This window comes from Isoalcanivorax indicus, from assembly GCF_003259185.1.
In the GTDB taxonomy this organism is placed as follows: Bacteria; Pseudomonadota; Gammaproteobacteria; order Pseudomonadales; family Alcanivoracaceae; genus Isoalcanivorax; species Isoalcanivorax indicus.
The window spans coordinates 212,980-229,099 of record NZ_QGMP01000001.1 but is presented as its reverse complement, the minus strand read 5'-3'; the positions used below and the strand labels follow the sequence as shown (position 1 = coordinate 229,099).

The 16,120-nt window shown below is 63.6% G+C and carries 20 protein-coding genes; 12 read left to right on the top strand and 8 right to left on the bottom strand.

Going from position 1 to position 16,120, the window contains the following annotated elements; all coding sequences use genetic code 11:
- Positions 1-7: 7 nt before the first annotated feature.
- On the bottom strand, positions 8-796 hold the full coding sequence (locus tag DKW65_RS01075; RefSeq protein WP_111655513.1) for an SDR family oxidoreductase: 789 nt from the start codon (positions 794-796) through the stop codon (positions 8-10).
- Between the two features lie 68 nt (positions 797-864).
- On the opposite strand from DKW65_RS01075, the gene DKW65_RS01070 reads away from it, so the two are divergent.
- The gene (locus DKW65_RS01070) at positions 865-1,197 is read left to right on the top strand and encodes a DUF2834 domain-containing protein (protein ID WP_111655512.1); all 333 of its coding nucleotides are present in this window, start codon (positions 865-867) and stop codon (positions 1,195-1,197) included.
- A 67-nt stretch (positions 1,198-1,264) separates the two neighbouring features.
- Here the strand turns inward: DKW65_RS01070 and DKW65_RS01065 are convergent, their stop codons facing one another.
- The 3 genes from DKW65_RS01065 to moaB all read right to left on the bottom strand — a co-directional run bounded on the left by DKW65_RS01065 (position 1,265) and on the right by moaB (position 4,735).
- The gene (locus tag DKW65_RS01065) at positions 1,265-2,863 is read right to left on the bottom strand and encodes an isocitrate lyase (protein WP_111655511.1); all 1,599 of its coding nucleotides are present in this window, start codon (positions 2,861-2,863) and stop codon (positions 1,265-1,267) included.
- Positions 2,864-3,020: 157 nt separating this feature from the next.
- Entirely contained in the window at positions 3,021-4,223 is a 1,203-nt protein-coding gene (locus tag DKW65_RS01060) for a molybdopterin molybdotransferase MoeA (protein WP_111655510.1), read from the bottom strand.
- Entirely contained in the window at positions 4,220-4,735 is a 516-nt protein-coding gene (gene moaB / locus DKW65_RS01055; RefSeq protein WP_111655509.1) for a molybdenum cofactor biosynthesis protein B, read from the bottom strand. The genes DKW65_RS01060 and moaB overlap by 4 nt, the downstream gene beginning before the upstream one ends.
- Before the next feature lie 209 nt (positions 4,736-4,944).
- Here moaB and DKW65_RS01050 point away from each other — a divergent pair, with 209 nt between their 5' ends.
- The 5 genes from DKW65_RS01050 (at position 4,945) to DKW65_RS01030 (ending at position 8,628) form a co-directional block, all read left to right on the top strand.
- The gene (locus DKW65_RS01050; protein ID WP_111655508.1) at positions 4,945-6,318 is read left to right on the top strand and encodes a cytochrome P450; all 1,374 of its coding nucleotides are present in this window, start codon (positions 4,945-4,947) and stop codon (positions 6,316-6,318) included.
- Between the two features lie 96 nt (positions 6,319-6,414).
- A complete protein-coding gene (locus DKW65_RS01045) occupies positions 6,415-7,059 on the top strand; it encodes an MBL fold metallo-hydrolase (protein WP_111655507.1) in 645 nt (214 codons plus the stop codon).
- Positions 7,052-7,591 (top strand): mechanosensitive ion channel domain-containing protein, encoded by a 540-nt coding sequence (locus DKW65_RS01040; RefSeq protein ID WP_111655506.1) that lies wholly within the window; start codon positions 7,052-7,054, stop codon positions 7,589-7,591. The genes DKW65_RS01045 and DKW65_RS01040 overlap by 8 nt, the downstream gene beginning before the upstream one ends.
- Positions 7,567-7,884 carry a BPTI/Kunitz domain-containing protein gene (locus DKW65_RS01035; RefSeq protein WP_111655505.1) on the top strand — a complete coding sequence of 106 codons (318 nt, stop codon included), beginning with the start codon at positions 7,567-7,569 and terminating at the stop codon, positions 7,882-7,884. Before DKW65_RS01040 ends, DKW65_RS01035 begins: the two co-directional genes overlap by 25 nt.
- A 78-nt stretch (positions 7,885-7,962) precedes the next feature.
- Positions 7,963-8,628 carry a DUF2057 domain-containing protein gene (locus tag DKW65_RS01030; RefSeq protein ID WP_111655504.1) on the top strand — a complete coding sequence of 222 codons (666 nt, stop codon included), beginning with the start codon at positions 7,963-7,965 and terminating at the stop codon, positions 8,626-8,628.
- A gap of 15 nt (positions 8,629-8,643) precedes the next feature.
- On the opposite strand, the gene DKW65_RS01025 is transcribed toward DKW65_RS01030, so the two are convergent.
- Positions 8,644-9,075, bottom strand: coding sequence for a secondary thiamine-phosphate synthase enzyme YjbQ (locus tag DKW65_RS01025; RefSeq protein ID WP_211315720.1), 432 nt, complete (start codon positions 9,073-9,075; stop codon positions 8,644-8,646).
- A gap of 126 nt (positions 9,076-9,201) precedes the next feature.
- Between DKW65_RS01025 and DKW65_RS01020 the strand changes: the two genes are divergently transcribed.
- Both DKW65_RS01020 and DKW65_RS01015 read left to right on the top strand, forming a co-directional pair.
- Positions 9,202-9,537, top strand: a complete 336-nt coding sequence (locus DKW65_RS01020) for a type II toxin-antitoxin system TacA family antitoxin (protein ID WP_111655503.1) — start codon at positions 9,202-9,204, stop codon at positions 9,535-9,537.
- Entirely contained in the window at positions 9,485-9,994 is a 510-nt protein-coding gene (locus tag DKW65_RS01015) for a GNAT family N-acetyltransferase (protein ID WP_211315719.1), read from the top strand. The genes DKW65_RS01020 and DKW65_RS01015 overlap by 53 nt, the downstream gene beginning before the upstream one ends.
- Here DKW65_RS01015 and DKW65_RS01010 read toward each other — a convergent pair.
- Positions 9,972-10,955 carry a D-2-hydroxyacid dehydrogenase gene (locus DKW65_RS01010; protein ID WP_111655502.1) on the bottom strand — a complete coding sequence of 328 codons (984 nt, stop codon included), beginning with the start codon at positions 10,953-10,955 and terminating at the stop codon, positions 9,972-9,974. The two genes, DKW65_RS01015 and DKW65_RS01010, sit on opposite strands and share 23 nt — an antisense overlap.
- Here DKW65_RS01010 and DKW65_RS01005 point away from each other — a divergent pair.
- A complete protein-coding gene (locus DKW65_RS01005) occupies positions 10,954-11,655 on the top strand; it encodes a 2-thiouracil desulfurase family protein (RefSeq protein WP_162925633.1) in 702 nt (233 codons plus the stop codon). The genes DKW65_RS01010 and DKW65_RS01005 overlap by 2 nt on opposite strands.
- Before the next feature lies 1 nt (position 11,656).
- On the opposite strand, the gene DKW65_RS01000 is transcribed toward DKW65_RS01005, so the two are convergent.
- Positions 11,657-11,923, bottom strand: a complete 267-nt coding sequence (locus tag DKW65_RS01000) for a hypothetical protein (RefSeq protein WP_162925632.1) — start codon at positions 11,921-11,923, stop codon at positions 11,657-11,659.
- A gap of 147 nt (positions 11,924-12,070) precedes the next feature.
- On the opposite strand from DKW65_RS01000, the gene DKW65_RS00995 reads away from it, so the two are divergent.
- Together DKW65_RS00995 and DKW65_RS00990 are read left to right on the top strand one after the other, a co-directional pair.
- Positions 12,071-12,580, top strand: coding sequence for a DUF1269 domain-containing protein (locus DKW65_RS00995; RefSeq protein ID WP_111655499.1), 510 nt, complete (start codon positions 12,071-12,073; stop codon positions 12,578-12,580).
- A 110-nt stretch (positions 12,581-12,690) separates the two neighbouring features.
- Positions 12,691-13,191: a hypothetical protein gene (locus tag DKW65_RS00990; protein WP_111655498.1), complete on the top strand. Its 501-nt coding sequence runs from the start codon at positions 12,691-12,693 to the stop codon at positions 13,189-13,191.
- Between the two features lie 27 nt (positions 13,192-13,218).
- On the opposite strand, the gene speA is transcribed toward DKW65_RS00990, so the two are convergent.
- On the bottom strand, positions 13,219-15,120 hold the full coding sequence (gene speA, locus DKW65_RS00985; RefSeq protein ID WP_111655497.1) for a biosynthetic arginine decarboxylase: 1,902 nt from the start codon (positions 15,118-15,120) through the stop codon (positions 13,219-13,221).
- A 137-nt stretch (positions 15,121-15,257) separates the two neighbouring features.
- Between speA and speE the strand changes: the two genes are divergently transcribed.
- Entirely contained in the window at positions 15,258-16,109 is an 852-nt protein-coding gene (gene speE / locus DKW65_RS00980) for a polyamine aminopropyltransferase (RefSeq protein ID WP_111655496.1), read from the top strand.
- Positions 16,110-16,120 lie beyond the last annotated feature (11 nt).

Below are 16,120 nucleotides of genomic sequence, written 5' to 3'. Positions count from 1 at the left end.
GGCCCACTCAGATGAACGGCGCGGGCTTTACCGCCGTACCGCCATCCAGCGCAATCACATTGCCCGTGATATACGCCGCCGCCGGTGACGCCAGGAAAACCGCCAGCCCCTCCATATCACGCGGCTCGCCCAGACGCTGAAGCGGCACCTGCGCCGCCTGGGCATTCGCCACGGCCTCGTCCTTCATGATGAAACGGGTCATCTTGCTGGGGAAAACGCCCGGAGCAATGGCGTTGACCGTGATGTGCTGCGCGGCCAGTTCATTGGCCAGAATGCGGGTCAGATGATTCAGTGCCGCCTTGCTCGGCCCGTAGGCATAGGCCTGCATGCTGGCGGTGGTTTGCCCGGCGATGGAGGTGACATTGATGACCCGCGCCGGATCATCGGCACTGCCTGCGGCGGCCAGAAGAGGCATGCATCGCTGCGTCATGACAAACGCGGCTTTCACATTCAGGTTCTGGATCTTGTCCCAGGCCTCACCGGGGTAATCCTCGAAGGAGGCCCCCCAGGTCACACCGGCGTTGTTCACCAGCACATGGAGTTTTTCTTCGCGGGCCTTCAATGCCTCCACCAGCGCCTGGCAGCCGGCTTCGGTGGACAGATCAGCCGCGATGCCAATGCAGGTGCCATGGGCCGACAGGGCTTTCGCGGTCTCGGCGCAGGCCTCGGCCTTGCGCGATGCCACATAGACCGTGGCGCCGTGTTTCACCAGCCCCTCGGCAATCATGTAGCCAATGCCGCTGGTGCCGCCCGTGACCAGGGCAATCTTGCCGTGGATGGAAAACAGATCCACCATGAGCTTCTCCTGCTTGCTGCGGTTTATCGGAATGCCAGCAAGGTTGCAGCCCACAAAGGAATAACACAATGACCGATCGGATCTTCGAGGGACTACTGATTCTGGTGGCCGCCGTATTCACCGTCTTCTTTGCCGTGACCATCGTGCCGGCCCTGCTGGAAAGCGGTGACATTGTCGGGGCTGTTCTGGCGGGCTTCGTGAACCCCTTCGCGGCGGGCTATTCCACGGATGTCATTCTCTGCTGGTTCGTGCTGCTGATCTGGGTGCTTTACGAACGGCGCCAGCTTGGCATTCGTCATGGCTGGATTTGCCTGCTGACGGGGCTGGTGCCCGGGGTTGCCGTAGGCTTTCCGTTGTATCTCGTCCTGAGACGTCGACAGTTACCGGCAACACGCGGCTGAAAAAAAGGGATAAAAAAAAGGCGGGCTTTCGCCCGCCTTTTTCAGTCAACACAACCGGTTGTCGAGATCAGATGTTCTCGAACTGGCCCATGGTGTTGTCTTTACCGCCAGCCTTCAGTGCTGCTTCACCAGCGAAGTACTCTTTGTGGTCATCACCGATGTTGGAACCGGCCATGTCCTGGTGCTTCACGGTCGCGATGCCCTGACGGATTTCCTTGCGCTGAACGCCTGCAACGTAAGCCAGCATGCCTTCGTCGCCGAAGTAGCCTTTGGCCAGGTTGTCGGTGGACAGTGCTGCAGTGTGGTACGTCGGCAGCGTGATCAGGTGGTGGAAGATACCTGCTTCACGGGCCGCGTCACGCTGGAAGTTACGGGTCCACTCGTCAGCCAGCTTGGCCAGATCGGTGTTGTCGTAATCAGCGCTCATCAGCTTGGCGCGGTCGTAGGCAGAAACGTCTTTGCCTTCAGCCTGCCATGCATCGAACACCTGCTGACGGAAGTTCAGGGTCCAGTTGAAGGACGGGCTGTTGTTGTAAACCAGCTTGGCGTCCGGCACCACTTCGCGGATGCGGTTAACCATTTCTGCGATCTGGCCGACGTGGGGCTTCTCGGTTTCGATCCACAGCAGGTCAGCGCCGTTCTGCAGGCTGGTGATGCAATCCAGGACCACACGGTCGATACCGCTGCCTTCCTTGAAGCAGAACAGGCCAGAGGCCAGACGCTTCGGCTTGAGCAGCTTGCCGTTGGACTTGATGACCACGTCGCCGTTCTGGATTTCGTCAGCGCTGGTGATGTAGTCGCCGTCCAGGAAGCTGTTGTACTGGTCGCCCAGGTCGCCCGGCTCGTTGGTCACGGCGATCTGCTTGGTCAGGCCAGCGCCCAGGGAGTCGGTACGGGCAACGATCACGCCGTCGTCCACACCCAGCTCCAGGAACGCGTAACGGACCGCGTTGATCTTGGCCAGGAAGTCAGCGTGAGGAACGGTCACTTTACCGTCCTGGTGGCCACACTGCTTCTCGTCAGACACCTGGTTTTCGATCTGGATACAGCAGGCACCGGCTTCGATCATCTGCTTGGCCATCAGGTAGGTCGCTTCCGCGTTACCAAAGCCAGCGTCGATGTCGGCAATGATCGGCACAACATGAGTTTCGAAGTTGTCGATCTTGTTGATGATCGCTGCTTCTTCCTTGCTGTCACCCTTGGCGCGGGCTTCGTCCAGCGCACGGAACAGGTGGTTCAGTTCCCAGGCATCAGCCTGCTTCAGGAAGGTGTACAGCTCGCGGATCAGGTCAGCAACGGTGGTCTTCTCGTGCATGGACTGATCGGGCAGCGGGCCGAACTCGCTGCGCAGCGCAGCCACCATCCAGCCGGACAGGTACAGGTAACGACGCTTGGTGCTGCCGAAGTGCTTCTTGATGGAAATCAGCTTCTGCTGACCAATGAACCCGTGCCAGCAGCCCAGGGACTGGGTGTACTGGGAAGAGTCCTTGTCGTAGGCCGCCATGTCTTCACGCATGATCTTGGCGTTGTACTTGGCGATGTCCAGATGCGTGTTGAAACGGTTCTGGAGGCGCATACGCACAGCAGACTCAGGATTGATCGCGCTCCAGGTCTTGTTGCTCTTGACCACAGATGCGACGGCTTCGATGTCCTTGGTGTATGACATGGTCCGATCCTTACGGTTGGCATTGGAAACTGTGGCCGCTCAGCGCAGGGCCACCCGGGACGCGCATTCTACGCCCGGGCCAAACCATAAATACAATCGATATGGGATATACTCGGCATTCACGAAATGAATAATGCAACAGATCAGTCAGTTAGCATCAATCTTCGAAGCGCAGGAAGGTCAGGGGCTCACCCTCAACCACCGTTGCGCCCGCCGGCACCACGGCCAGACCATGGGCCCAGCAGGCCGAACTGAGCATGCCGGAGCTCTGGTTGGGGTGCAGCCGCAGGTATTCCCCGTCGGCGTCCCGCTCCACCTGTACCCGCAGATACTCCTGCCGGCGACCCGGCCGGTCCAGGGCAAACCCGGCCCGCAGTCGGCTCTCGCCGAGATGCCAGGGCGGCGCCACCCCCTGAGCCGCCCTCAACCAGGGCAGCACCATGATCATGAAGGTCACCAGCACCGCACTGGGATTTCCCGGTAACCCCATGAAGGGCGTCCCCGCCACCTCACCCAGGGCGAACGGCTTGCCCGGTTTGATCGCCACACGCCAGAGATCCAGCGTCCCCGACAGCGTGACAGCGGCGCGCACGTGATCCTCCTCGCCCACTGACACGCCGCCCGTGGTCAGCACCAGGTCAGCCGCGTCGGCCGCACGGCACAGCGCAGCATGCGTCACATCCAGACGGTCCTCGACCCGGCCCATGTCCACGGGCTCGAAGCCCGCCTGGCTGAGCAGGGCACATAACAGATAGCGGTTGCTGTTATAGATCTGCCCGTCGTGGGTCGGCTCGCCCGGTTCGACCAGTTCATCACCGGTGCTGAGGACCGCCACGCGCAGACGCCGGAATACCGGCAACTGCGCCAGCCCCACCGAGCCGAGCAGCCCGATATGGCGTGGCGACAGGCGCGTACCAGCGGCCAGCACCCGCGACCCCAGGGCCACATCCTGGCCACGGCGGCGGATATGGGCGCCTGCCGTGATCGCCTCCGGCGACGACACCCTGATGCCGTCATCATCGACCACGCTATCTTCCTGCATGATCACCGTGTCGGCGCCCTCTGGCACTGTGGCCCCGGTAAAGATGCGCGCGGCGGTGCCCGGCGTCAGCGGCGGCGGCCGGCTGCCTGCGGGCACGCGCTGGCTGACCGGCAGCGGCCCCGCCGTCGCCATCAGCTCTGCGTAACGCACGGCATAGCCGTCCACCGCACTGTTGTCCCTGGGGGGCACCGCCACGGTGCTGTGCACGTCTTCGGCCAGCACCCGATGCAGGGCCATGGCCAGCGGCACCTGCTCGCTAACCGGCGGCGCGGGAACCGTCGCCAGCAGACGCTCGATGGCGTCGCTCACCGTCATCATCGGCGGGTCACCAGGCCAACGAAGTTGCACGGCCGGTGGCGGCTGTCGAGCTGCTCGACCAGGATGCGATCCCAGCCGGTGGCACAGGCATTGGTAGAACCCGGCAGGCAGAAGATCACCGTACGGTTGGCCACGCCTGCCAGCGCCCGCGACTGGATTGTCGAGGTGCCAATCTCTTGCAGGGACACCTGGCGGAACAGCTCGCCAAAACCCTCGATGGGCTTGTCGAACAGCGGCGCCAGCGCTTCGGGCGTGACATCACGGCCGGAAAAACCGGTGCCGCCGGTCACGATCACGCCCTGAACCCCTTCATCGACAATCCAGCGCGACACCACCGCCCGCAGCTGATAGATGTCGTCACGCACCAGCTCACGCGCCACCAGCTGGTGGCCGGCGTCCGTGAGCCGCGCCACCAGCAGATCGCCAGAAGTGTCCTCGGCCGGTGAACGGGTATCGCTGACCGTCAGCACGGCCAGTTTCAGGGGCACGAAAGGTTTGTCCGTCTTGCTCATTGCAGATCCCGGGGCGCGTGTTGATGTGGGTTTGGATACGGGTATGGGTACGGCTATGAATAGTAGCGCAGTTCAGGCCCCGGCGCGCCGCCACCCCGGCGGCACCGGACACGCCGTGTTGACACTTCGGCGCAAGGGCTGGCTTTCCCGGACTGGAGGGGTACATTCGGTGTATACCGTACCGTGACCGCCATGCCGGAGACCGCATCATGACTTCATCCATGCATACCGCCCAGGCCGATGCCGAACGCTTGCCGCGCATGCCGCAGCGCAAGCTGGATCATATTCCCGGCGATTACGGCATGCCCTTGTTTGGCCAGACGTTCGAGTTCCTGCGTGACTTTCATGGCCTGATCAACCGCATGGCCGCCGAGCATGGTCCGGTCTTCCGTGCCAGCTCCTTCTTCCAGCGCGGCGTCACCGTGCTCGGGCCCGAGGCCAACGAGTTCGTGCTGCGCGATACCCAGCATGTGTTTTCCAGCCGTGCAGCCTGGAACCCGATCCTGGAAAAGCTGTTTACCGACGGCCTGATGCTGCGTGATTTTGCCGATCACAAATACCATCGCCGCATGCTTCAGCAAGCCTTCAAGAAGAACGCGCTGGCCGGTTACATGGCTCGCATGAATCCGCACATTGCCGAAGGCATTACTCACTGGCCACAGGGCGAGGAGTTCCTGTTCTTCGAACAGATCAAATCGCTGCTGCTGGATGTCGGCGCAGGTATTTTCCTGGGGCTGAAGATGGGCCCGGAAGCACAGCAAGTGAATGAAGCGTTCGTGGCCGCCGTGGATGCTTCCCTGGCCGTGTTGCGCGTGGAAATCCCGGGCACCACCTGGCACCGCGGCATGAAAGGCCGACGCTTCCTGGAACAGTTCATGATGGATCTGATCCCGGTCAAACGCGCCGGCGGCGACAACGACTTCTTCTCTGAACTGTGCCGTGCGGCCGATGAAGAAACCGACGTGACCCTGACCGACCGGGATGTCATGAACCACATGATCTTCCTGCTGTTCGCCGCCCACGACACCACCACCAGCACGCTCAGCTCGATCATCTTCACCCTGGCCCGTTACCCGGAATGGCAGGACAAGCTGGTGGCGGAGTTCGAGGCACTGGGCAAGGACGAACTGGAATACGACGATCTGGACCAGCTGGTGCAGACCACCCGCGTGTTCAAGGAAGCGCTGCGCATGTTCCCGCCGCTGCCCACCATGCCACGCCGCACCGTGCGTGACGTCGAATGGCAAGGCTACAAGATCCCGAAAAACACTCTGGTCAGCGTGGTGCCGCTGCACACCCATTACATGGAAGAGTACTGGAGCAACCCGTATACCTTTGACCCGGATCGCTTCTCTCCAGAGCGCGCCGAAGACAAGAAGCACTTCTTCCAGTGGGTGCCCTTCGGCGGCGGCCACCACAAGTGCATCGGCCTGAACTTTGCCGAGTTGCAGACCAAGACGTTCCTGTATCACTTCCTGCGACAGTACCGGGTCAGCGTCAAACCCGGCTACGTGATGCCGCATCAGCTGGTGCCGTTGGCGGTGCCGAAGGATGGCTTGCCGGTGTCGATCACGCCGCGCTGAGCCCGGGTCATTTGTAAAACAGCCCGCCAGACCTGAGCGGGCCGCACCGGGCCTGATATACTCTGGCGCTTCCCGAGTCAGGCCCGGTTACCCCCGATGAAATACGCGATCCTCCCGGTTACGCCTTTTGAGCAGAATTGCTCCCTGCTGCTGTGCGAAACCAGCAACAAGCTGGCTATTTGCGATCCAGGTGGGGATATCGAGCAGATTCTGGCCGCCATTGAGCAGACAGGTGGGGAACCGGAGAAAATCCTGGTCACCCACGCCCATATCGACCACGCAGGCGCCGTGGCCGAACTGGCCGAGCGCCTTGGCGTGCCGGTGGAGGGGCCGCACCGGGAAGACCAGTTCTGGATCGACATGCTGCCGCAACAGGCGCAGATGTTCGGCTTTGCCCCGGCGCGCGCCTTCACCCCGGACCGCTGGCTGGACGACGGCGACACCGTTACCGTCGGCGATACCTCGCTTCAGGTGCTGCATTGCCCCGGGCACACGCCCGGTCATGTGGTGTTTTATCAGCCGGAAAGCCAACTGGCCGTCGTCGGCGACGTGCTGTTTGCCGGTTCCATCGGCCGCACCGATTTTCCGCGTGGCAACTTCGAGGAACTGGTGGGCGCCATTCGCGGCAAGCTGTTCCCGCTGGGTGACGACATTGCCTTCATCCCCGGCCATGGCCCCATGTCGACCCTGGGCCAGGAGCGGCGCAGCAACCCGTTCGTGAGTGATCCGCGCTATGGCTGAACTCGACCAGACCCTGCTTCGCCTGCTGATCAGCACCAGCGTTGTCGTCGCCGCGCTGGTGCTGAGTTCACTGCTGCGCCGGCTGGTACAGCGGCTGGGCGAAGGGCACGGCTATGCCGCCTCACGCATGTTCCAGGTCAAGGTGCTGATCAATCTGACCACGCTGATGGTGCTGCTGTTTGCCCTCGGCGCCACCTGGGGCTTTTCCGGTCAGGGCTTTGTTGTCTTCGCCTCCTCCGTGTTTGCGCTGGTGGGCGTGGCCCTGTTTGCCGCCTGGTCACTGCTCAGCAACACCACCGCCGCGCTGATCCTGTTCTTCAGCGCGCCTTTCCGTGTCGGCGATCGCATCCGCATGCTCGATGGCGATAACACCGTCACCGGCGAGGTGGTCGACATGGGCCTGGTCACCATTACGCTGCGTGACACCGACGGCCATCACTACAATATCCCCAACAACATGGTGTTCCAGCGCACCGTGATCCGCCTCTCCGCCAACAAGGACATCCCATGCGACAAAAAACACGTTCGCTGACTCTGCTGCTCCCGGTTTCTGCACTCCTGCTGCTGCTCAGCGGCTGCGTGACGCCGATGGCCGAGGACGCGCTGCCCGCCACTTGCAACGAAAAGCCGGAATCGGGCATGTGCCGGGCCGCCTTTACCCGCTACTACTACGACGCGGATCGCGGTGAATGCCGCAGCTTCATCTGGGGTGGCTGTGGCGGCAATGTGCCGTTCGACACCATGGAGAGCTGCCAGAGCGCCTGCCGGGCCCCGGCCTCCAGTGATGCCCCGGCCGCCCCGGTCAAGCAGGGGCTGTCGTTCTGAAAGACCGCGGGCTGACAGGCTATAAAGCGTCATAAAGGCCCGGCATACTGGCCTGTACCGTTTGAAGAGGACACTTCCATGCGTCACCGGTTACGCTCCGCGACCCTGATCCTGCTGGCCCTGCTGCTCGCCGCTTGCGAGCGCAGCCCCGTGGTACGCCTTTATGACGGCCCGCAGCGCCCGGACAGCGAAGTGGCCGTGGTGCGGGTACCGGAAACACTGGAGATCCTGAACATCAACGGCCAGCGCCCGGCGGGCGTCAACACGCTGTTCTCCAGTGGCTACAAGGATCTGCACCTGGCCCCGGGCGAGTACCAGATCGTGGCCTTCTACAAGGAAATCTGGGAACCGGATTCCACCAGCAGCCATGTGGTGGTGCGCTCCGAACCCGTGGTGTTCGATGTGGAAGGCCGCCCCGGCAGCTTCTTCCGCCTGGGCTATGACGCCCCGGAGACCCTGCCCGCTGCCCGCGAACTGGCCCGCGATTTCAGCGGCTGGAGCGAACATATTGCCAGCGGCGAACGCCGCCCGACGCGCCCCAGCGGCATGACCCGCCCCGGCCTGATCGGCGGCCTGACCACGGGCACAACCGAACCAGAAGCGCAGGCCATCGCCCCGGCACACGCGACGCCCGCCCAAGCCACGCAAAACGACGGCGTCGAATCCCTGGACATGCTCAAGGCCTGGTGGTCCCAGGCCAGCGCCGAAGAACGCCGCGCCTTCCTGCGCTGGGTGGCGGAATAACACTCGACACACGCACTACCAGGGCGACATGTCGCCCTGAATCGTCGCCACCAGGGTGCGGGCACCGCCGTGATCGCGGTGCTCGCACAGGTAGATGCCCTGCCAGGTCCCCAACTGCAACCGCCCGTTCCCGATCGGAATCATCAGGTCCGGCCCGATCAACACGCTCTTGATGTGCGCGGGCATGTCATCCGGCCCTTCCAGGGTGTGTTCATAATGCGGCGCCCGCTCAGGCACCATCACATTGAAATGCCGCTCCAGGTCCCCGCGCACGTCCGGGTCGGCGTTCTCGTTGATCGCGAGGGACGCGGAGGTGTGGCGAATGAACAGGTGCAGCAAGCCGACCCTGACCTGCGCCAGGGCGGGCAAAGCCGCATACACCTCATCCGTCACCAGATGAAAACCTCTTGAACGGGGCCTCAGCACAATCTCCTGTTGTTGCCACACGGCTATCACCTCCACCATCGCCAGCATAGTCTGGTGCCAATCTGGCACACATATTGACATGGCAAAGCATCGTGTGCCAAATTGGCACCTATGACATTCAGGAACGAGGCATCAGGGAGAAGCGTTATGAGCTCCGCGACAAAAGACAAGGCAGCTGAACGGCGGCTGGTCGCGCGCACCAATGCGGACGTCCATCAGCGTATCGCCGATGCGGCAGACCTTCTCGGCGCCACCGTCTCCCAGTTCCTGATAGACTCCGCGCTCGAGCGCGCCAACCGGGTCACGCAGGAAGCCACCCGGTTGCGCGTCAGTCGCGACGCCTTTGTGCAGATGATGGCGGTGCTGGATCAACCCGCGAACCCCGCGCCGCGACTGCAACAGGCCGCTCACCGATACAGGGAGGTGATGAGTGACGAGCATCCGCCACAGGATCCGGAAAGAAATACTGACCCGAAACCATGACCGCGCAGGCTTCGACTGCGGCCAGGACGCGCTGAACCGCTTTCTGCGACAGCAGGCAAGACAGGTCAATGATCGGCATCTGAGCCGCACCACCGTGCTGGTCGAGATCGCGCGGCCCACGCGTATTCTCGCTTTCTATTCCACCGCGCCCTGCGAAATCAGTCCCGCCGGGACCCTGCCCGGTCTGGCGGGTTACCCCCATCAGATTCCTTTTTTGCGCATGGCGCGGCTGGCCACCGATCTGAGCGCCAGAGGGCAGGGTTTCGGTGAACTGGCGCTGGTCTCCGCCATTGAGGACGCCGCCCGCATCCACCGCGAGGCCACTGCCCTGTACGGGCTGCTGGTGGATGCAAAAGATGACGGAGCCGCGGCGTTTTACCGCCACTTCGGTTTTCATCAGATGGACGACAACAGCCTCACGCTTTACCTGCCGATCAGGGATTGCCTCGCCCTGTAGCCGCGCCGCGAACCCAGTCACGAATGTTGTCAGCCACCCCCTCCAGCAGGCGCTGGCGGCACTCGCGGCTGATCCAGGCATTGTGCGGGGTGATGATCAGGTTGGGAATGTCTGGCGCCAGCAGCACATGGTCTGCGGGCGGAGGTTCCTGCCCGAGCACATCCAGTGCGGCACCCGCTATCTCGCCCTGGCGCAGGGCCGACGCGAGCGCGGCCTCGTCGATCAGGGCGCCGCGTGCCGTGTTGATCAGAAACGCCTCCGGCTTCATGGCGGCCAACTGGGCCGCGCCGATCAGGTGCCGGGTGTCGTCGGTGAGCGGGCAGTGCAGCGACAGCACGTCGACCTCTGCAAGCAGCACGTCCAGCGGCACGCGACCGGGTTCGACGGAGGCGCCGGGGCGCAGGCTGGCGGCCACCTTCACCTGCATCCCGAACGCCTGCGCCAGCGTCGCCACCGCCCGGCCCAGGGTGCCATAACCGACAATGCCCAGGGTCTTGCCCGCCAGCTCCATGACCGGGCGATGCATCAGGCAAAAAGTGGGGGACTGACTCCAGACGCCGGCACGCACATCGGCCTGGTAATCATGCCAGCGCGTGGCCAGCCCGAGCATCAGCGCCAGCGTGTGCTGGGCCAGGCTGGCGCCCGCATAGTCGCGCACGTTACACACCGGGATGCCGCGCGCGGCTGCAGCATCCAGATCAACGTTGTTGGTGCCGGTGGCACTCACGCAGATCAGCTTCAGACGCGGCGCCCCGGCAACAAGGCCGGCATCCAGCACCACTTTATTGGTCACCACCACGTCGGCCTCGGCGATGCGTGCCGCAACCTGTGCCGGGGCGGTCTGGTCGTGGAAGCGCCACTCGGGCAAGCTGTTGTCAGGGCCGGTCAGCGCCTCGCGCAACCCGGAAAAATCCAGGTCCTCCGGCCCCATGGTCGCGGTATCCAGGAAAACGCCCAGCATGATAAATCAGTTCTCCTCTGGCAGCGGTCAGGACACACAGGGCATCGCCAGCGTCAGCCGTCTGGATCAATGGCTGGATCACCTGGCGCTGCGCGCCTCCGCAGATGATAAACCAGCCGTGCTGGTGAGCGCCTGCCTGCTCGGGCAGCCGGTGCGTTATGACGGCGATGACAAGCGCCATGCGACCATTGCAGATGTGCTGCCACGCTGGTTGCAACTGCGCGGCACCTGCCCGGAAACCGGCATCGGGTTGCCGGTACCCAGGCCGCCGATTGATGTCATTGAAACGTCTGCCGGTCAGCGGGTCTACGGGCTGGATGGCCGCACTGCCGACGTCACCGACGCCTTGCGCGCCGAAACGGATCGCCTGCCCTCAAACCTGTGTGGCGTCATTCTCAAGGCCCGCTCGCCCAGTTGCGGTCTGGGCAATACGCCGCTGCATTCGCCAGACGGCCGGAAGATCGGCGTCACCGACGGCGCCTTCGCGGCACGCGTGCGCGAACGCTGGCCCGCGCTGCCTGCCGTGCACGAGGAGCAACTGGCGAGCGCCACCGATATCGAAGTGTTTGTGCTGAGCGTCTATCTGCACCGCCAACGGCAGCGCTGGCGGCGGGACACCTGGCCCGCCCCGCTGCGTGATGCGGTTTGCGCCCTGCCCGGCGACACCGGCGCGCGCCTGCGTGCCTGGCTGGCACGCTGAGTCATTTCCTGTCACGTTCCTGTTCGGCCTGCAACCGCTCGATCTCGTCCTGCGACATGTAATCCAGATCCCAGTGGCTCGTGTACCACTCCTTCAGCGCACGCCGCCCGGGGTGATGCTCTGGCGGCGCATCCGTCACCGGGTGCGCCGCATGGGCTTCACCGCGCGGTGGGCGCTGCGGCGCCGCCTCGTCCTCGGACGCCCTGTCAGGCGAGGTGTCACGCGCGCCGCGCAACCATCGCCAGAAACGCTGCCACACCCTTGTCATGCTGCCCTCCACAAGGTGTCGGATTCACTGGCCGTTGATCAACGTATAACACAGTAAAAGCGGAGCTGCGCGCGGAGGCCTGCGATTGAAAACACAGGCGGGCGGCATAAGGTATGAGGTATACGCATCGACAAGAAGGAGTACACCATGCGCAGAATCTATTTCCTGCTGCCAGATGTATCCGCCGCCGAAACACTGGTTCGTGATCTGCGGGAACACGGCATCGGTGATGACAGCATCCACCTGGTGGCACGCGATGACGTGCCGCTGGGCGAGCTGCCGGAGGCCAGCGCCCTCGACGAGTCCGATATCGGTCCGGCGCTCAAGCGAGGGGCCGCACTCGGTGGCACCTCCGGGCTGCTCGCTGGCCTCACCGCCATGGCGCTGCCCACCGGAGGCCTGGCACTCGGTGGTGCGGCGGTGCTCGGCATTACTCTGGCCGGCACCGGTTTTGGCGCCTGGACCTCGGCCATGCTCGGTGCCAGCGTCACCGATGAAGAAGTGGAAGCCAGCGAGGCCGCCATCCGCGCCGGTCAGGTACTGATGATGGTGGATGTGCCCGCTGACGAGGTGGATGACTACAAGCGGTTCGTCACCCGCCGGCATCCGGAGGCCGACGTGCGCGATACTGAAACCTTCGTACCCAAAACGGGTTAACCGGACAGAAACGGTGACGCGGCTCTCCAGGTTACATAATGGTACTTGTGCTAACCCCTTCACGGGCTAGATTGAAGAGTCCGTACCGCAACAATCCAGGGAGAAACAGGATGAAATCGACATGGCTACTGGCCGCGGCCACCGCAACATTGATCGGGGCGCCGGCGGCGCACGCTGACACCGGGACTGGCGTCTCGGCAGAGGCGTCGGTTGAAGCAGATGTGCGTGGCAGCGAACGCGCACTGCGGGAGCGCCGCGATGCCACCCGCGACAGCGCGCGCGACGCGCAGAGTGCTGGCGCAGAACGCGAAGCGGAGGCACGCGAACGGGCCAGGACAGAGCGCGAGGCCGCCGAAAAGCGGACCGAGGCTGAACGCCAGCGCGGCCAGGCCCGCGCGGAAGAAGCGCGCGCAGAAGGCGAAGCCCGCCGCGCGGAAGGCCAGGAGCGAGCCGCCGAGGCCCGTGAGCGCGGCGACGCTCAACGGGATGCCGCCCGGGGCGGCGCCTCCGTCAACGCGGGCACGAACGGCGCCAACGCCGAGGTTGAGGCGGAAGCCGACACCGGACAGCGTGGCCAACAGCGGCCCTGGTACCGATTCTGGGGCGACTGAACCGCCTCCCTTGCAATCCAGCGCGGGCTATTCCAGATAGGTGTAGCCCGCCAACCCTTCCCGTATCTCGCCCAGCAGCATATCCCGTTCCGCTTGCGGCATTCGGGTACGCCCGAACTGATCGGCCAAGAGCGCCAGCAGCGCGTCGGGATCGTAATTCACGTAACGCAGCACCGAGCTGACGCTGTCGCCCTGGATCGCCTGATCCAGATGAATAACGCCCTGCTCGTCGATATCCACATCCACGGAATCGGTATCACCGAACAGGTTGTGCATGTCGCCAAGAATTTCCTGATAGGCGCCCACCATGAAAATGCCCAGTTCGTCACCATAACCGGCCGGTAGCGGCAGGGTGCTTTCCAGCCCTTCACCGTCCACATACTGGTCAATACGACCGTCCGAGTCGCAGGTGATGTCCTGCAACACGGCGCGCAGGGCTGGCGGGGCGTCGAGCCCGGTGAGGGGCAGGATCGGAAAGACCTGGTCAATGCCCCAGACATCCGGCACTGACTGGAACACGGAGAAATTGACGAACAGCTTGTCCGCCAGTACCGCATTGAGTTCGTCGCGCAGCGCGCGCTGGTGCTTGCGCACCGGGTCGAGCTTGTCGCGCAGCAGCAGCAGGCAGTTGAAGTAGAGGGTTTCAGCGGCCGCCCTTTGCGGCAACGACAACTCACCCGCCAGATAACGCTGATGCACATCCTGCCAGGCCCCCAGCACCTCTTGATGCGCTTCCAGCAAATGCGGCCGTGCAGCACTCAGGTTGCGGAACAGATCGGCCAGCAGCACCAGTTCCTGGGGCGCATCCGCCTCCAGCGCAGGTACCGGTTGCGGGCGCAGGGTTTCCCGGTCGATCACGTTCACCAGCAAGACGGCGTGGTGCGCCGTCAGCGCCCGGCCCGACTCGCTGATAATGGCCGGTTCCGGCAGGTCTGCCCGGACACACGCCTCGCGCAGCGTCTGCACGATATGCCAGGCGTAATCGGCGATGCCGTAGTTCATGGAACAGAAGGAGCGCGAACGGGTGCCCTCATAGTCCACCCCCAGACCGCCGCCCACGTCCATGGTGTCCACCGGCGCACCCAGCGCACGCAATTCCTGATAATAACGGGCCGCTTCACGCATGCCGGACTTGATGTCCTGCAGGTTGGCCACCTGCGAGCCCAGATGAAAATGCAGCATGCGCAGGCTGCCCAGGCAGCCTGCCTCATGGCAGATGTCCACGGCGCGCACCAGCTGCGCCGCAGACAGGCCGAACTTGGATTTTTCACCGCCGGTGTTCTGCCAGTTGCCCTTGCCGATGGACATGAGGCGCACGCGCAGACCGATGCGCGGCGTCACGTCGAGCGCGCGAGCCTCCTCCAGGATCATGCCGAGTTCGGAGAGCTTCTCCACGACGATATAGACGCGATGGCCCAGCTTTTCACCGGTCAGCGCCAGGCGGATATATTCACGGTCCTTGTAGCCGTTACAGACGATGGTGTTGCCCGTCGCCTCACCGCTGCGCGAGCCGGACAGTGCCAGCACGGCCAGCAATTCCGGCTTGGAACCCGCCTCCAGCCCCACCGACTCGCCCTGCTCGCGGGCGTTGACGATCTCGTCCACCACCCGACGCTGCTGGTTGACCTTGATCGGGTATACCGGCGTGTAGGCGCCGCCGTAGCCCTGCTCGGCGATGGCCGTGCGGAAGGCGCCCGCCAGCATGCGCACCCGGTGCCGCAGAATGCCGTCGAAACGCACCAGTACCGGGGAGCGCAGGCCCGCCTCGCGGCACGCCGCCAGCACGTCTTCCAGGCGCGCCACGCCGCCGGATTCGGCGCCATTGGGGCGCACCCGGACCTTGCCCGCCGCATCGACGTCGAAATACCCCTCACCCCAGCGCTCGACATTGTAGATACGCAGGGCGTCTTCTGTGGTCCAGTTGCTCATGATGGCTCCCGTAAGATGCGGGCATTATCGCAGTACCGGCGGGCCGGGCAAATAGTCATGGGCCAGACATCTTCAAGTCTGTAGAATGCGGCCCCGAAAGGGTCTGGCGGGCTCCAACAGGTCATAGAGGTGGCATCATGTCCGGTGAAAAGTGGTTTTTCGAACATTTCGACAGTGCAGGCACGGCCTTCGGCCTGCGCCTGAAGAAGAAGCTGGAAGACGTGCAGACGGAGTACCAGCACATCGAGATGTGGGAGACCGACACCTTCGGCTACCTCATGACCATCGACGGCTGCACCATGGTCACCAGCCGCGACAACTTCCTGTATCACGAGATGATGTCACACCCGGTGCTGTTTACCCATGCCGCGCCGAAAAATGTCGTCATCATCGGCGGCGGTGACTGCGGCACCCTGCGTGAAGTCCTGCGCCACCCTGGCGTCGAGAAAGCGACCCAGATCGACATCGACGAAATGGTCACGCGCATGTCGGAAAAATACTTTCCCGAGCTGTGCGAATCCAACAATGATCCACGCGCCGAGCTGCTGTTCATCGACGGCGTGAAATGGATGCGTGAGTGTGCCGATGCCAGCATCGACGTGATCATCGTGGACTCCACCGATCCGGTGGGCCCGGCAGAAGGCCTGTTCAAGGCCGACTTCTTCCGCGATTGCCACCGGGTACTGCGCGACGGCGGCATCATCGTGCAGCAGAGCGAATCACCGCTGCTGCACAGCGACACCATCATCCGCGACCTGCATGCCAACATGCGTGAAGCCGGTTTCAGCAGCACCCAGACCCTGCCCTTTCCGCAAACGTCCTACCCGAGTGGCTGGTGGAGTTGCACCATGGCGGGCAAGGCTACCGACGTGACGGACTTCCGCCACGCGGATGCCGACGCCAAGCCGTTCGAGACGCTGTATTACAGTGCCGCCATCCATCGCGGCGCGCTGACGCTGCCGCCGTTCATGACCAGGGCGCTGGGCTGAAACACGCTTCA

Coding starts and splice junctions, on each gene's coding strand:
- DKW65_RS01075 (WP_111655513.1), bottom strand. CDS start 796: ATGGTGGATCTGTTTTCCATCCACGGCAAGATTGCCCTGGTCACGGGC.
- DKW65_RS01070 (WP_111655512.1), top strand. CDS start 865: ATGACCGATCGGATCTTCGAGGGACTACTGATTCTGGTGGCCGCCGTA.
- DKW65_RS01065 (WP_111655511.1), bottom strand. CDS start 2,863: ATGTCATACACCAAGGACATCGAAGCCGTCGCATCTGTGGTCAAGAGC.
- DKW65_RS01060 (WP_111655510.1), bottom strand. CDS start 4,223: ATGATGACGGTGAGCGACGCCATCGAGCGTCTGCTGGCGACGGTTCCC.
- moaB (WP_111655509.1), bottom strand. CDS start 4,735: ATGAGCAAGACGGACAAACCTTTCGTGCCCCTGAAACTGGCCGTGCTG.
- DKW65_RS01050 (WP_111655508.1), top strand. CDS start 4,945: ATGACTTCATCCATGCATACCGCCCAGGCCGATGCCGAACGCTTGCCG.
- DKW65_RS01045 (WP_111655507.1), top strand. CDS start 6,415: ATGAAATACGCGATCCTCCCGGTTACGCCTTTTGAGCAGAATTGCTCC.
- DKW65_RS01040 (WP_111655506.1), top strand. CDS start 7,052: ATGGCTGAACTCGACCAGACCCTGCTTCGCCTGCTGATCAGCACCAGC.
- DKW65_RS01035 (WP_111655505.1), top strand. CDS start 7,567: ATGCGACAAAAAACACGTTCGCTGACTCTGCTGCTCCCGGTTTCTGCA.
- DKW65_RS01030 (WP_111655504.1), top strand. CDS start 7,963: ATGCGTCACCGGTTACGCTCCGCGACCCTGATCCTGCTGGCCCTGCTG.
- DKW65_RS01020 (WP_111655503.1), top strand. CDS start 9,202: ATGAGCTCCGCGACAAAAGACAAGGCAGCTGAACGGCGGCTGGTCGCG.
- DKW65_RS01005 (WP_162925633.1), top strand. CDS start 10,954: ATGATAAATCAGTTCTCCTCTGGCAGCGGTCAGGACACACAGGGCATC.
- DKW65_RS01010 (WP_111655502.1), bottom strand. CDS start 10,955: ATGCTGGGCGTTTTCCTGGATACCGCGACCATGGGGCCGGAGGACCTG.
- DKW65_RS01000 (WP_162925632.1), bottom strand. CDS start 11,923: ATGACAAGGGTGTGGCAGCGTTTCTGGCGATGGTTGCGCGGCGCGCGT.
- DKW65_RS00995 (WP_111655499.1), top strand. CDS start 12,071: ATGCGCAGAATCTATTTCCTGCTGCCAGATGTATCCGCCGCCGAAACA.
- DKW65_RS00990 (WP_111655498.1), top strand. CDS start 12,691: ATGAAATCGACATGGCTACTGGCCGCGGCCACCGCAACATTGATCGGG.
- speA (WP_111655497.1), bottom strand. CDS start 15,120: ATGAGCAACTGGACCACAGAAGACGCCCTGCGTATCTACAATGTCGAG.
- speE (WP_111655496.1), top strand. CDS start 15,258: ATGTCCGGTGAAAAGTGGTTTTTCGAACATTTCGACAGTGCAGGCACG.